The organism is Kribbella sindirgiensis (assembly GCF_004331435.1).
Taxonomy (GTDB): domain Bacteria; phylum Actinomycetota; class Actinomycetes; order Propionibacteriales; family Kribbellaceae; genus Kribbella; species Kribbella sindirgiensis.
In genome coordinates, this window is sequence record NZ_SJKA01000010.1 from 201,262 (window position 1) to 216,378 (window position 15,117).

Annotated in this window: 11 protein-coding genes and 2 riboswitches; of the genes, 6 read left to right on the plus strand and 5 right to left on the minus strand. The window is 69.6% G+C overall.

All coding sequences use genetic code 11. The features are described from left to right. The first annotated feature begins 30 nt into the window (after positions 1–30). The 5 genes from E0H50_RS27185 to surE all read left to right on the plus strand — a co-directional run bounded on the left by E0H50_RS27185 (position 31) and on the right by surE (position 7,325). Entirely contained in the window at positions 31–1,008 is a 978-nt protein-coding gene (locus E0H50_RS27185) for a cobalamin biosynthesis protein (protein ID WP_202868345.1), read from the plus strand. After that, entirely contained in the window at positions 999–1,679 is a 681-nt protein-coding gene (locus E0H50_RS27190; protein WP_131293355.1) for a phosphoglycerate mutase family protein, read from the plus strand. Before E0H50_RS27185 ends, E0H50_RS27190 begins: the two co-directional genes overlap by 10 nt. 37 nt (positions 1,680–1,716) lie before the next feature. After that, positions 1,717–2,694 (plus strand): DUF3500 domain-containing protein, encoded by a 978-nt coding sequence (locus tag E0H50_RS27195; RefSeq protein ID WP_131293356.1) that lies wholly within the window; start codon positions 1,717–1,719, stop codon positions 2,692–2,694. An 11-nt stretch (positions 2,695–2,705) separates the two neighbouring features. Beyond that, positions 2,706–2,817: riboswitch (cobalamin riboswitch) on the plus strand. Between the two features lie 32 nt (positions 2,818–2,849). Next, positions 2,850–6,554, plus strand: coding sequence for a cobaltochelatase subunit CobN (gene cobN, locus E0H50_RS27200; RefSeq protein ID WP_131293357.1), 3,705 nt, complete (start codon positions 2,850–2,852; stop codon positions 6,552–6,554). A gap of 12 nt (positions 6,555–6,566) precedes the next feature. Continuing rightward, the gene (gene surE / locus E0H50_RS27205) at positions 6,567–7,325 is read left to right on the plus strand and encodes a 5'/3'-nucleotidase SurE (RefSeq protein ID WP_131293358.1); all 759 of its coding nucleotides are present in this window, start codon (positions 6,567–6,569) and stop codon (positions 7,323–7,325) included. A gap of 272 nt (positions 7,326–7,597) precedes the next feature. On the opposite strand, the gene E0H50_RS27210 is transcribed toward surE, so the two are convergent. From E0H50_RS27210 to E0H50_RS27230, 5 genes are read right to left on the minus strand one after another with little or no spacing between them, the layout of a single operon-like run. Continuing rightward, positions 7,598–8,542 (minus strand): dihydrodipicolinate synthase family protein, encoded by a 945-nt coding sequence (locus E0H50_RS27210; RefSeq protein ID WP_131293359.1) that lies wholly within the window; start codon positions 8,540–8,542, stop codon positions 7,598–7,600. Beyond that, positions 8,539–9,552, minus strand: a complete 1,014-nt coding sequence (locus E0H50_RS27215; protein WP_131293360.1) for an oligopeptide/dipeptide ABC transporter ATP-binding protein — start codon at positions 9,550–9,552, stop codon at positions 8,539–8,541. Before E0H50_RS27215 ends, E0H50_RS27210 begins: the two co-directional genes overlap by 4 nt. Further along, positions 9,549–11,504: a dipeptide/oligopeptide/nickel ABC transporter permease/ATP-binding protein gene (locus tag E0H50_RS27220; protein WP_131293361.1), complete on the minus strand. Its 1,956-nt coding sequence runs from the start codon at positions 11,502–11,504 to the stop codon at positions 9,549–9,551. The genes E0H50_RS27215 and E0H50_RS27220 overlap by 4 nt, the downstream gene beginning before the upstream one ends. After that, positions 11,504–12,463, minus strand: a complete 960-nt coding sequence (locus tag E0H50_RS27225; RefSeq protein ID WP_131293362.1) for an ABC transporter permease — start codon at positions 12,461–12,463, stop codon at positions 11,504–11,506. Before E0H50_RS27225 ends, E0H50_RS27220 begins: the two co-directional genes overlap by 1 nt. Before the next feature lie 11 nt (positions 12,464–12,474). Beyond that, the gene (locus E0H50_RS27230) at positions 12,475–14,085 is read right to left on the minus strand and encodes an ABC transporter substrate-binding protein (RefSeq protein ID WP_238151241.1); all 1,611 of its coding nucleotides are present in this window, start codon (positions 14,083–14,085) and stop codon (positions 12,475–12,477) included. Between the two features lie 122 nt (positions 14,086–14,207). Between E0H50_RS27230 and E0H50_RS27235 the strand changes: the two genes are divergently transcribed. Further along, on the plus strand, positions 14,208–14,927 hold the full coding sequence (locus E0H50_RS27235) for a FadR/GntR family transcriptional regulator (protein WP_202868346.1): 720 nt from the start codon (positions 14,208–14,210) through the stop codon (positions 14,925–14,927). Then, positions 14,923–15,060: riboswitch (cobalamin riboswitch) on the plus strand. Its footprint overlaps the gene before it by 5 nt. The last annotated feature ends 57 nt before the right edge of the window (positions 15,061–15,117 follow it).

Genomic DNA, 15,117 nt, shown 5'->3' on the forward strand with positions numbered 1-15,117 from the left:
CACAGCGAGAGACCTGGCAGACTGCCGAGGGTGTCCAGGGCTTTAGGCATCCTTCTCGGCTTCGCCGCCGACCGCGTGTTCGGCGATCCCCGCCGGTTCCACCCGGTCGCCGGCTTCGGCCAGACCGCGGCCCGCCTCGAAAAACACCTGTACGCCGACTCGCGCCCAGCGGGCGCTGCGTACACGGCGATCCTCGTAGGTACCACTACGGTCCTGGGGCTTGCGGTCGAGCAGGTCACCCGCAAGCATCCGATCCTGCACACCGCCGCGACCGCCGCCGCCACCTGGACCGTCCTAGGTGCGCGGAGCCTCGAGCGGGAGGCCGAGACGATGGCCGGGCTGCTGGAGGAGAAGGACATCCCGGCGGCGCGTGACCGGCTCAGCCATCTGTGCGCCCGCGATGCGACCGGCCTCGAGGCCGACGAACTGGCCCGTGCGACGGTGGAGTCGATCGCCGAGAACACGTCGGACGCGTGCGTGGCGCCGCTGCTCTGGGGCGGTGTCCTCGGCGTTCCAGGGCTGCTCGGGTATCGCGCGGCGAACACACTCGACGCGATGGTCGGGTACAAGTCGCCGAAGTACCAGAACTTCGGGTGGGCGTCGGCGCGGTTGGACGACGTACTCAATCTGCTGCCGGCGCGGGTGTGCGCGTTGCTGACCGGTGTCGCGGCGGGTCGGGTGCAGGAGACGGCGCGCGTGTGGCGGCGGGATGCGCCGAAGCATCCGAGTCCGAACGCCGGGCCGGTCGAGGCGGCGTTCGCCGGGGCGCTCGGGCTGACGCTCGGCGGGCGGAACAGCTACGGGACCTACGCGGAGGATCGCGGCACGCTGGGCGACGGCCCGGCGCCAACAGTCGCCGACGTACGCCGTACCGCCGCCCTCGCCCGCCGCGTCACCGCAGCCGCCGCCCTCACCGCCATCCTTGCGTTACGTCCGAAGAAGCGGAGAGACGTCTCGCCACTTCTTCGGACGCAAGCGGTTGATCGGAGGGGGAAGCGATGGGGTTGAGTCATCGGCCGTTGCGGATCGCGTTGATTCGGCATGGGGAGTCCGAGGCGAATCTGGACAAGACGGTCTACGAGCGCACCCCGGACCACGCGGTCCCGTTGACGGCGCTGGGGCACGAGCAGGCGGCCAAGGCAGGGCGGGAGCTGCGGGAGCTGTTCGAGAACGAGCCGGTCCGCGTGTACGTGTCGCCGTACCTGCGGGCCCGGCAGACGCTGGACTCGCTGGGGCTGGACGACCTGATCGGCGTACCGCGGGAGGAGCCGCGGCTGCGGGAGCAGGACTGGGCCAACCTCCAGGACACCGCGGACATCGAGCGGCAGGAGGAACTGCGCGACTCGTTCGGGCACTTCTTCTACCGGTTCACGCACGGTGAGTCGGGGTCGGACGTGTACGACCGGGTGTCGACGTTCCTGGAGACGATGCACCGCGACTTCGAGAAACCGGATGCCGCGCGCAACGTGCTGCTGGTGTCGCACGGGCTCACGATGCGGCTGTTCTGCATGCGCTGGTTCCACTGGTCGGTCCGGTTCTTCGAGTCGCTCCGCAACCCGGCCAACGCGGAAACCCGCGTCTTGCTCCGGCAGCCGGACTTCCGCTACAAACTCGACCGCCCGTTCGACCAGTGGACACCCTACGAGCCGACAGAACCTGAGCGCTCAGCCTGGTTGTAGGGTCCTGAGGTGAGGGCTACTCGACGGGAGTGATCGCATGGTGGTGGACCAGATCCGCGCGGCAACCCAGGACCTGCTGGCCGCGCTGACACCGGACCAGCTGAAGCAGATCTCGGCACCGTTCGACACACCCGATCACCAGACCTGGACCTACCTGCCCGGTGCCGTTCCGGGCCTTGCGCTGACTGACCTGTCGGCGGCGCAGGAGGCTCTCGTCGTCCGCCTGCTCGAACTCGTCTACAGCAAGCGCGGGCTGGCCGATTTCCGCGCGGTGATGGCAGCCGAGATCATCGTCCGCGGCCTCGGCGACCCGATGGAGGTCGCGGAGACCGGGGGATGGGCGGGTTCGACGGTCGGCGATCGCTACTATCTCCGCGTGCTCGGCGACCCGGCCGGCACCGAGCCGTGGGCCTGGCGGCTCAACGGTCACCATCTGGCGCTGCACGTCACGTTGGTGGACGGAGCGATCTCGTTCACCCCGCAGTTCTTCGGGTCGAACCCGGCAGAGGTCCTGTCCGGGCCGCACGCGGGCAGACGGTTCCTGGTCGCCGAGCAGGACCTGGGCTTCCAGCTGCTGCACGCACTGGAGCCGGCCCAGCTGGAGGTCGCGCTGGTGTCACCCGAGGCGCCCGACGACATCCTGACCCGCCACGACCCGGTCGCCGACGCGTCGCTGCTGCACCGCGGCCTGGCGTACGGCGACATGAACGAGGATCAGCGGCAGCTCCTCAGCCTCCTCATCGGCCAGTACGTCGGCCGCGCCGCCGGCCCGATCGGCTTGCAGACCTGGCAGGACATCACCGAGCAGGGCGTCGAGCGCCTGACGTTCGCCTGGGCCGGCGAGACCCAGCCGGGCCTCGGTCACCGCCACTACTACTCGATCGCGGGCCCCACCTTCCTCGCCGAGTACGACAACACCCAGGACAACGCCAACCACATCCACTCGGTCTGGCGCGACCTCCGCAACGACTGGGCCACCGACCTCCTGGCAGCCCACTACGCGATGCACAGATAGAGTCAGTCCGAATCACCACGATCATCGACGGCATCAGCAGGAACCCGGTGTGAGTCCGGGGCGGTCCCGCCACTGTGACCCCGTGCAGGGGGAGTCAGGAACTGCCGCCGTCGTACCTGGAGCTGGGGCGTGGACACCCCGGGAAGGACTGCCGCATGGCCGCGAATCTTCTGCTGTTGTCGACTGCTGATACGGACCTGCTGGCCGCTGCCGAGGCGGGTGCGGGCTGGGCGGTGGCGAACCCGGCCCGGCTCGACCTCGATCAGCTCGGCGGCCTGCTCGATGCCGCTGACGTCGTGGTCGTCCGCCTGCTCGGTGGGCGCCGCGCGTGGGAGGACGGGCTCGACGCGGTCCTCGCCTCGGGGAAGCCCGCGGTGGTGGTGAGCGGTGAGGCGGCGCCGGACGCCGAGCTGATGTCGCTGTCGACCGTGCCGGCCGGTGCGGTCACCGAGGTGCTCGCCTACCTGCGGGAGGGCGGCGCGGACAACCTTCGCAATCTCGCCGGCTTCCTGCGGGACACGCTGCTGCTGACCGGCGACGAATTCGATCCGCCGCGCGCGCTCCCGGCGTACGGCGTGCGCGGGACCTTTGTCGAGGACGAGCGGCCGGTGGTCGGCATCGTCTACTACCGCGCGCACGAGATCTCCGGGAACACCGCCTTCGTGGACGCCCTCGCGGCGGCGGTCGACAAGGCCGGCGCGCAGCCGCTTCCGGTGTACTGCGGGACTCTGCGCGGGCTCGACCCGGCGGAGAACGTCGGGCTCTTCGATCTGCTGCGGAAGTGTGACGTCCTGGTCACCACGCTGCTCGCCGCGGGCGGTGCGGTGGCGGCGAACGCGAGCGCGGGCGGTGCGGACGACGCGTGGGACGCGGGTGCGCTGGCGTCGCTCGACATCCCGTTGATCCAGGGCCTCGCACTGACGTCGACCCGCGAGCAGTGGGTGGACAGCGACGCGGCGGTCAGCCCGCTGGACGCGGCGACGCAGGTGGCGATCCCGGAGTTCGACGGGCGGCTGATCACGATTCCGTTCTCGTTCAAGTCGTACGACGCCGACGGTCTGGCCCGCTACGCGCCGGATGCGGAGCGGTGCGCGCGGCTGGCCGGGATCGCGGTCGCGCATGCCCGGCTGCGGCACGTGCCGCCGGCCGAGAAGCGGATCGCGCTGGTGCTGTCGTCGTACCCGACGAAGCACGCGCGGATCGGGAACGCGGTCGGGCTGGACACTCCGGCGTCGGCGGTCGTGCTGCTCGGGAAGCTGAAGGACGCCGGGTACGACCTGGGCGACCTCGATCTGAGCGAGCTGCAGGGGGCCGACGGCGCCGATGGGCTGATCCACCGGTTGATCGCGGCGGGCGGGCACGACGTCGACTGGCTGACGGACGAGCAGCTGGCCACCGCGGTCGCCAAGATCCCGCTGTCCACGTACGCCACCTGGTTCGGCCGAGTGCCCGAGTCGTTGCAGGAGGCAATGACCGGGGCCTGGGGCGAGGCGCCGGGGGAGCTGTACGTCGACCGGTCCGGAGACGAGCCGGCGATCGCACTCGCCGCGCTGCGGTTCGGGAACGTCGTGCTGATGATCCAGCCGCCGCGTGGTTTCGGTGAGAACCCGGTCGCGATCTACCACGACCCGGACATGGCGCCGTCGCACCACTACCTGGCGGCGTACCGCTGGCTGGAGGCGTCGCCCGACGAGGGCGGGTTCGGTGCGCAGGCCGTCGTACACCTCGGGAAGCACGGGACGCTGGAATGGCTGCCGGGCAAGGGGATCGGGATGGCGGCCGACTGTGCGCCGGACGCCGTCCTCGGGAACCTGCCGATGGTGTACCCGTTCATCGTCAATGACCCCGGCGAGGGGACGCAGGCGAAGCGGCGGGCGCACGCGGCGGTCGTCGACCACCTGGTGCCGCCGATGGCGCGAGCCGAGACGTACGGCGACATGGCGAAGCTGGAGTACCTGCTCGACGAGTACGCGACGGTGTCTGCCCTGGATCCGGAGAAGGTGCCGACGTTGCGCGCGCAGATCTGGACGCTGATCCAGGCCGCCCAACTGCACCACGACCTGCACACGGACGAGAAGCCGGAGGACGACGACTTCGACGAGTTCGTGCTGCATCTGGACGGGTATCTGTGCGAGATCAAGGACGTGCAGATCCGCGACGGGCTGCACGTCCTGGGCGGGGCGCCGGAGGGTGAGGCGCGGGTCAACCTGGTGCTCGCCGTGCTGCGGGCGAAGCAACTGTGGGGCGGGTCGTACTCGATCCCGGGTCTGCGGTCCGCTCTCGGTGACACGTTCGGTGTCGACGAAGCAGCGCTCCTCGCGGACCCGGGTCGTGCGGTGCCGGACCTCGCCGAGCTCGCGACGCTCGCCGATCTTCCGGCGGTGAGCGGTGCCGACGGTGTCGATCTGCTGGAGGCGGTGGCGCGGAAGCTGGTCGTCGGAATGGAGACGATGGGGTGGGACGCGGCGAAGGTCCCGGTTGTCGTCGGGGAGGTGCTGGGCCGGGACTCTGCCCAAGTAGAAGCGTCGCTGACCTTTGCGGCCACCGAAGTCGTTCCGCGCCTCGCGCGCACGGATGACGAGTTGAGGAACGTCATACGGGCGCTGGACGGGCGGTTCGTCGAGGCGGGGCCGTCCGGGTCGCCGACCCGCGGATTAGTGAACGTGCTGCCCACCGGGCGGAACTTCTACGCCGTCGACCCGAAGGCGATCCCGAGCCGGAACGCCTGGGACGTCGGCGTCGCGCTCGCCGACTCGCTACTCCAGCGGCACCGGACGGAGACGGGGGAGTGGCCGCGGTCCGTCGGTCTCACCGTCTGGGGTACGTCGGCGATGCGTACGCAAGGCGACGACCTCGCCGAAGTGCTCTGGCTGCTCGGCTGCCGTCCGGTCTGGGACGAGGCCTCACGACGCGTCACCAGCTTCGAGGTGGTCGGTCTGGAGGAACTCGGCCGGCCGCGGGTCGACGTGACGATCCGGATCTCCGGCTTCTTCCGGGACGCGTTCCCGCACGTCGTCGCGCTGCTGGACGAAGCGGTCCGTACGGTCGCGGAGCTCGACGAATCACCCGATGACAACTATCTGCGCGCGCACGTCCAGCAGGATGTTGCGGCGGGCAACGACGTACGGCAGGCGACGGCGCGCGTGTTCGGCTCCAAGCCGGGTTCGTACGGCGCCGGTCTGCTGCCGCTCGTCGACGCGCGGAACTGGCGGACCGACGCCGAACTGGCGGAGGTGTACGCCGTCTGGGGCGGGTACGCGTACGGCAAGGACCTCGACGGCGCCGATGCCCGCGGCTCGATGGAACGCGCGTACGCCCGGATCCAGGTGGCCGCGAAGAACGCGGACACCCGCGAGCACGACATCATGGACTCCGACGACTACTTCCAGTACCACGGCGGCATGATCGCGATGGTGCGGCACCTCACCGGCGCCAACCCGAAGGCGTACGTCGGTGACTCCGCCGTACCCGCGCAGGTGAAGACCCGGACGCTGGAGGAGGAGGCGAAGCGGGTCTTCCGGGCCCGCGTGGTGAACCCGCGGTGGATGGCGGCGATGCGGCGGCACGGGTACAAGGGCGCTTTCGAGATGGCCGCGACCGTGGACTACCTGTTCGGGTACGACGCGACCGCGGGCGTCGTCGACGACTGGATGTACGAGTCGCTGACCACGGAGTACGTCGCCGATCCGGAGATGGCCGAGTTCTTCCGCAAGTCGAACCCGTGGGCCCGGCACGGGATCGCGGAACGCCTGCTCGAGGCGGCGCAACGCGGCCTTTGGGCCGAACCGTCGCCCGAGGCGCTGGAGACGCTGCGGACCGCAGTCCTTGAGACGGAGGGTGACATCGAGGACCGCGGCTGATTGGGTAGAGGCATGCCGAGGGTCTTGATCACGAACGACGACGGTTACCGTGCACCGGGGATCCGGGCGCTCGCGCCGGCGATCGCCGCCCTCGGGTACGACGTACTCGTGGTCGCGCCGCTGCTCGACGAGAGCGGTGTCGGCTCGGCGCGCGCGGGCCTGGTCAACCGGCCGGTCCGGACCGCGACCGAGGTCGAGAACGGTGTGACGTACGTCGGCATCGAGGGGACGCCCGCGGGCGCCGTGACCCTGGCTCAGGCGGGCGCGTTCGGCCCGCCGCCGGATCTCGTGCTGTCGGGGATCAACCGCGGGCTGAACATCGGCGTGTCGATCTTCCATTCGGGCACCGTCGCGGCGGCCCTGACGGCGGCCGAGACCGGTACGTCGGCGGTTGCCGTCAGCCTCGACTCGGAGGCCCCAGGGCACTGGCCGACCGCGGCGACGATCGCCGGCGAGGCACTCGGCTGGATCGCCGACGAGCCGGCCGGGACGGTCCTGACCATCAACGTGCCGGACCGCCCGCTGGAGCAGCTGGCCGGCGTACGGCACGCCTCACTGGCCGTGAACCGGCGCACCCGCCTCGTCGCCGCGACCGGTCCGGCCGGCGAGCCGATGGTCGTCATAGAACGCACACCCCACGCCCCCGCCGTCCCAGGCACCGACGAGGCCCTCCTCGCCGAAGGCTTCGTCACCGTCACCCCCATCGTCGGCATCCGCGAGGTCCGCGACGACGCAGCCGCCACAGCCCTCGCCAAACGCCTGACCCGATGAAGCCTGTCCCCTGCCACCAGGGCCTGTCCCCGCCGCCGCCCCCGCCGGTCGGCCACCAGCCCGTCGGAGCAGACGACGGGTTCCTCGAGTCGTGGATTTCGGCGACCAAAGCGCAACCTCGATCCACGACTCGCGGTTCCCGGGGTCAACCAAACGCCACGACTCGGCGCGTGTCGCTCCCGGGACAAGGCAGTCGTGCTGCGCAGACACCGGTCGGTCGCGCCGGCGCCTCACCGCGCAGGCACATGCATCACAGGAGCCGCTAAAGCCTGTCAGAGCAGGCCGGCTGCTACCAAATACTTCTCGACCTGGGCTATTTCGTCGGTGTTCAAGGGGATCTGGGGTGGGGCCATCAGGCCGCTGGCGATGACGCCGCGCAGTTGTAGCGCGGCCTTGAAGGCTCCTAGGGCTGAGGAGCTCATGCCCATCCGGGAGGGGTCGCCGACGGTGATCAGGTCGAAGAGGCGGACCAGGCGTTCCTGCTCGGCGCGGGCTGCCTCCCATTCGCCGGCGACTGCGTGGTCGAAGAGCTTGACGTAGCCGTGGGGGTCCACGTTCCCGAGGCCCGGGACCACTCCGTCGGCTCCCATCCAGAGCGCGTTGTCGACGGTCAGTTCCGAGCCGGTGAGCACGCTGAAGTCGGTGATGTCGCCCCGGTCGCGTGCTCGCAGGATGACGTTGCGCAGACCGCCCTCGTCACCGCTGGAATCCTTCAGGCCGGCCAGTACGCCGTCGGCCGCGAGCCGCAGCAGCAAGTCGGCGCCGAGTTTGGAGTGCACCGCCACGGGCAGGTCGTACGCGAACACCGGGAGCCCCGCGGCGGCCGCGACCATCCGGAAGTGGTTCTCGATCTCCGCCGGATGGGTGCGGGTGTAGAAGGGCGCGGTGACGACGATCCCGTCGACGCCGGCCGCGACGGCCGTCCGGACGTGGTCGATCACCCGCAAGGTCGCCATGTCGATGACACCTGCCAGCACCGGTACGCGGCCCGCCGCGTGGCCCACCACCGTGTCGAGCACCACCCGGCGGTGCCCGTCCGGCAGGTACGCCACCTCGGAGGTGGAGCCGAGGACGAACAGTCCGCTCACGCCGCCGTCGATCAGGTGGTCGACCAGCCGGACCAGGGAGGCGGTGTCCACCTGGTGCTCCGGCGTGAACGGCGTACAGACAGGCGGGATGACGCCGGTCAGGCGGGCGGGCCTGGCGGACATGGTCATGAACGCTCCAATGCTTGGGTGATCAGGTCATCGGTGGACTCGCCGGCGACGACGGGGTGATAGCAGCGGAACAGATGCGCGGGATCGGCGGCTTCGAACTCGGGCATCGACCCCGAGCAGTCGTCGTCGGCCTTCCAGCAGCGGGTCCGGAACGGGCAGCCGCTCGGCGGCCGGGTGGCCGACGGCACCGGCCCGACCAGCGGGATCGGTTCGATCGGCGAGATCAGGCCGGGGGTCGCCGAGAACAGCGCTCGGGTGTACGGATGCCGCGCCTGCCGGGCGATGCCGGCCGCCGGCGCCTGCTCGACGATCCGGCCGAGGTACATGGTGACCACCCGGTCGCTCATCCGGCGGACGGTCTGGATGTCGTGCGAGACGAACACCATCGCCAGGCCGAGACGTTCCTTCAGGTCCAGCAGCAGGTTCAGGATCTGCGCCCGGACGGAGACGTCGAGCGCGCTGGTCGGCTCGTCGGCGACCAGGAGCGACGGCTCGAGGGCCAGCGCCCGGGCGATCGCGACCCGTTGCCGCTGGCCACCGGACAGTTGGCCGGGCAACGCGTCGGCGACGCTGCGGGGGAGACCCACCAACGCCATCAACTCCCGCACCCGTTCGTTGCGCTGGGCAACGGTGCCGCGATGGTGCACGTCCAGCGGATCACGCAGGACGCGATGAACGGGCAGCCGGCGGTTCAGGGCGGTCGAGGGGTCCTGGAAGATCATCCCGGTCCCGGCGCCGATGGCCTCGCGGCGTTCGGCCGGTTTCATCGCCCAGATGTCGCGGCCCCGGAATGCCGCCGTACCCTCGGTCGGTTTCTGGACGCCGACCAGGACCTTGGCCAGCGTGGACTTCCCGCAGCCGGATTCGCCGACCACGCCGACGGTCTCACCGGCGGCGACGGTCAGATCGGCCCCGGTCAGCGCATAGACCCGGTCCCGGCTGAAGAGACCACCGGACCTGGCCCGGTGGACGACGTGTACGTCGGACAGTTCGAGCACCGTCTCGGTCATCGCAGCGCCTCCTTCTCCAGCGGCTCGAGGACGACTGCCGGGTGATGGCAGGCCACCAGATGGCGCTTCGGCAGCCCGGTGAGCTCGGGAGCGGTGGTACGGCACAGGTCGGTGACCATCGGGCACCGGTCCGCGAACCGGCAACCGGCGGGGAAGTCGGCCGGCGACGGCACCACGCCGCGAATCTGGGTCAGCCGGGCCGCGCCGGATTCCAGCGACAGGACCGAACCGAGCAGGCCGCGGGCGTAGTGGTGCGCGGGCTCGCCGACCAGGTCGGCGGTCACACCGGTCTCGACGATCTGGCCGCCGTACATCACCACCACCCGATCGGTGACGTCGGCGACCAGCGCCAGGTCGTGCGAGACCAGGATCAGGGCGAAGCCGAGTTCGGCGCGCAGCCGCAGCAGTAGCTGGATCACCTGCGCCTGCACGGTGACGTCGAGTGCCGTGGTCGGCTCGTCGGCGACGATCAGCTTCGGTTCCCGCGACAGCGCCATCGCGATCAGCACCCGCTGGCGCTGACCACCGGACAGTTCGTGCGGGTAGCTGGTCAGGGTCCGCTCGGGATCGAGTCCGACGAGCTCCAGCAGTTCGGCCGGAGTACGCCGTCCGCCGCGGCGAACCACCTGCTTCAACTGCGCCTTGATCGTCATCGCCGGGTTCAGCGAGGACAGCGCGTCCTGGTAGATCATCGCCATGTCGTGACCGAGCAGCCGGCGCCGCTCGGAGCGCCGCAGACTCAACAGATCCTTGCCGTCGAACCGGACCCGGCCCCGGATCCGTGCGCCCCGAGGCTCCAGCCCCATCACGGTGAGCGCGGTCAGCGACTTGCCGCACCCGGACTCGCCGACCAGCCCGAGCACCTCGCCAGGCCGTATGTCGAAGCTGATCCCGTCGACGACGTCGACTCCGTCGTGCCGGCCTTCGAAGCCGATCGCCAACTGCTGCACGGACAGTACGGGTTCACCGTCCGGCAGCGGCCGCGCGCGTTCCCGCAGCCGCGTCGCCGCCAGGTCCAGACCGGGAAGCTCGATCAGTTCGCCGGAGCCCGGCTGTGCGGTCTCCAGTGCGTCCTTTTCCTGCTTCTTGGTCTCCGCGCGCCTCCCACCGGGCGCTGCCCACGCGTCGGAGACGGCCTCGGACAGGATGTTCAGCGACAGCACGGTGATCAGGATCAGCAGACCCGGGAACACCGTCGCCCACCAGCCACCCAGCAACACCATGTTCTTGCCATCGGCAATCACCGAGCCCCAGGACGGCTCCGGCGGCCGGACCCCGGCCCCGATGAAGGACAGCGACGCCTCGAAGACGATCGCATCGGCGACCATCACGGTGCAGAACACCAGCACCGGAGCGGCACAGTTGATCGCCACATGCCGGAGCAGGATGTGCGGCGTACGGGCGCCGATGATCTTCTCCGCGATCACATAGTCCTCGCCGTACTGCGCGAGCACGTTGGCGCGCACGACCCGGGCGACAGGCGGCGTGTAGAGGAAGGCGATCGCGATCACGAGCACCGGGATGGATCCACCGAAGACCGCCACCAGGACGGCGGCCAGCGCGATCCCGGGGAACGCCATCACCACGTCGAGGATCCGCATCACGGTCTCGTCGACCGCCTTGCGGGAGGTGGCCGCGACGGCTCCGACGATCGCGCCCGCGGTCAGTGCGAGCGCGGTCGCGCCGAGTCCGATCATCAGCGACCAGCGAGCGCCGTACACGAGCCGGGTGAAGATGTCCCGGTTCGCGCTGTCCAGCCCGAACCAGTGCGCTCCCGACGGCCCGCCGCCGGTGTCCTCCTGGGTCAGGATGTCGTACGGCGTCAGCAGCGGCGCCAGGATCGCGGCGAGGATCACCACCGCGAGGACCGCGACCGCGATCCACGCCGTCGGCGGCAGCCGCTTGAAGTTGATCCCCGGGCGGGAGAGCTGCCGGGCCAGTCGTGCACGCATCAGGCAGCGCTCCTCAGTCGCGGGTTGACCAGCAGGTACAGGACGTCGACGACCAGGTTGACCACCACGAAGCCGACCGCGATCGTCAGTACGACGCCCTGGACGACGGCCGGATCACCGTCGCGGACCGCGTTGATCATCAGCGTGCCCATCCCCGGCAGAGTGAAGATCTGCTCGATCACGACCGCTCCACCGAGCAGGTACCCGATCCGCAGGCCGAGCACGGTGAGCGGGTTGATCAGTGCGTTCCGCAGCACGTTGCGCCCGACCACCACCACCGGCGGCAGACCGCTGCCGATCGCGGTCCGGACGTAGTCCTTGTCGAGTTCCTCCACGACCGACGTACGAATGATCCGGGTCAGTTGCGCGGCCACCGGCAACGACAGCGCCAGCGCCGGTAGCGCCATCGTCCGTAACCAGGGGACGGTCCCGTCGGCCGGATTCACGTAGCCGCTCGGCGGAAACCAGCCGCGGTCGACGGCGAGGTACTGGATCATCAGCAGCGCCAGCCAGAACGAAGGCGCGGCCACGCCGATCAGCGAGACCAGCCGGATCGCCTGGTCCGGCCAGCGGTCCCGGAAGATGGCGGCGGTGACACCGAGCAGCAACGCCAGCACCAGTGCGATCAGCAGTCCCAGCAGGGTGAGCTGGAACGTCAGCGGCATCGCGGTGGTGACCGACTGCAGCACCGGCGCCTTCGTCAGCACACTGGTGCCCAGATCCCCGTGCAGCAGGTCACCGACGAAGTGCAGATAGCGCAGCGGCAGCGGGTCCAGCAGGCCGTTCTCCTGCCGGAACATGTGTAGCTGTTCCTCGGTCGGGTTGGCACCCTGGAAGTACGCGACCGCGGGATCGTTGTTGGAGAACCGCATCACCAGGAAGACGAACGCGATGATGCCGAGCAGCAACGGAACCAGCAGCAACAGCCGGCGAACCAGCATTCGGACGATGACGGCCACAGTCGGCTACCTCAGGCCCGCTTCGCCTGCAGCACGTTGATCCCCGGATAGGGCAGCGCCTTGATCCCGCTCAGCTTCTTCCCGTCCCACGCCGTCATCAGCTCGGTGTGTACGACGGGGTACAGCACCGCCTGCTCCGCGACGAGGTCGAGGTACTCGTGGGTGAGCTTGAGCCTGGCGTCCGCGTCGGTGGCCCGGACCGCCTCGTCCATCTTCGCGAAGATCACCTTGGCGCCGGCACTGTTCTCCCAGCGCGTGTACTTCATCCACGACCCGCCCTGCGTGTAGTTGTAGCGCAGGATCAGGTCCGCGTCGGCGCCGAACTGGTTCGGGTTCGACGCCGCCGCGACCACCTGGTAGTCGGCGTTCTGGTCCATCTTGGTGAACACCGCGGCGGTGTCCTGCGGCTCCAGCGTCGTCTTCACGCCGATCGCGTTCCAGGACGCGGCGATGGTCGGCAGGCAGTCGACGATCCAGCTCACGTTCACCGCGAGCAGGTTGATCGACAGGTTCGTCACGCCGGCCTCCGCCAGCAGCGCCTTGGCCTTCGCCGGGTCGTAGCCGTACACGGTCTTGGCCTTGGCGTACGCCGGGTTCTCCTCGTTCAGGAACGACGTACTCGCCTTGCCGCGGCCCTTGAGCGCGACCTCGATCATCTTCTGGGTGTCGATCGCGGTGAACAGCGCCTGCCGGACCCGGACGTCGTCGAACGGTTTCGTGGCGGTGTTGAACATCAGGAACAGGTGGTTCATCCCCTTGCCGCCCTCGACCGTGAGGCCCGAGCTCTTCAGCTGCTCGATGTTGGCGTACGGGATGTTGTCGGAGATCTGTGCCTCGGCGCTGCCGCCGGAGATCTTCGCGACCCGCGCGGAGGAGTCGACGATGCTCAGCCAGTTCATCTTCTTGAACGCCGCCGGACGCGGGCCGTTGTAGTCGGCGAACGCCTCGAAGGTGGTGTTCGACTTCGGCTGGTGCGAGACCTGCTTGTACGGTCCGGATCCGACCGCCTTGCCGTTCTTGGCCAGGTCCCAGGCGCCGGTCTGGGAGAAGACGTGCTTGGGCATGATCTTCGCGATCGTCAGCCGGGGCGCGCCGTCGGGGAACGGGAAGTTCAGCACCAGCTCGACGGACTTGTCGTCGACCTTCTTGACCTCCTTCAGCCAGGCGGCGAAGAAGTTGTAGGTGAGCACCTTCAGCTTCGGGTCGAGGATCCGCTGGAAGGTGAAGACGACGTCGTCGGCGGTGACCGGCCGGCCGTCGTGCCACTTCGCCCCGTCCCGCAGGGTGAACTTCCACGACGTGGCGTTCAGGTCGGCCGGCACCTCCGTCCCGAGAGCGGCGTACGGCTGCCGGGTGATCGGGTCGGTGTCGAGCAGCCCTTCGTACACGTGCTGCATCGCCGCCATCGTGAAGGCGGAGGCGGTCATGGTCGGGTCCCAGCTCTGGTTGTTCCCGTAGCCGATCACCGCGGTGACCAGGCCGGTGTCCGCGCCGGCGCCGACGGCTCCGGTCGAGGCCGGGCCGCTGCTGCAGGCCGACAATCCACCAGTGATCGTCGCGGCTGCGCCCAGCGCACCGGAGTACTTCAGGAACGAGCGGCGGTCGAACCCTGTTTGCTTCACGATGCCTCCAGCGGCAGGGGATGTGGCGAAGTGTTCTAGGAGGTAGGTTGTAGGACGTACTACGTCCTATGAGTGCCGACCTTAGGAGTCCGTCTCCAGTCGGTCAAGCCCGAGGAGACGTCGTGGCAGTGACACGGTCGAAACGGTCGAAACGCAGTGACGAGTTGGCCAACGCGATCGCCGACCTGATCATCGAACGCAACCTGGAGCCCGGCGCTCCGCTGCCTCCCGAGAGCGTGCTGATGACGGACTTCAGCGTCAGCCGCAACTCGGTCCGGGAGTCGCTCAAAGCCCTGCAGGCGCTGGGGATCGTCGAGATCCGGCACGGGTACGGAACCTTCGTCGGCTCGGCCAGCTCGGCGGCTTTGCAGCCCTGGCTGCTGTTCCGCACCCGCTCCGGCAGCAGCACCGAACGGCTCCGGGAACTGCTGGAGATCCGGGAGATCCTCGAGACCGAGCTGACCCGCCGCGCCGCGCGGACCGGCGACGGCGAGCTCCAGCAGAAGCTGTCCGCGTGTGTCGCGCGGATGCGGGACGACGGCCCGGACGCGGCGACCGCGGACCGCGAGTTCCACGAACACATCTGCGACGCCGCCGGGGTCCCGCTGGCCCGGGAGTTGGTCGGCCTGTTCTGGGACGTGTACCGGGCCGTCGAGACCGAGCTGGAGACCTTCGCGGCGTCACCCGCTGAAACCGCGGCGCGCCATCAGCGCGTGGTCGACGCGATCGACTCCGGCGACGCCGACCTGGCGGAGGAAGCCGTCCACCTGCACTTCGCCGAGGTCCGTACCCGCCTGGGCACCGGCCCGTACCGCAGCCTGCCGGGAGCCGATGTGCCATGATCGGGCCGACGAGTCGTGGAGGAACACCGGTGACCAGCGTGCTGGGAGTCCGGGGCGGTCCCGCCACTGTGACCAGAGCCGAGCATCACGTCGGCCTGGAAGCCAGGACATCCGCGGTCGTCCGCCGGCCCGAAGGGACGGCGTACCGGCCGTAGCGGGCGTGGACACCCGCTCGACGAAAGGGACCACC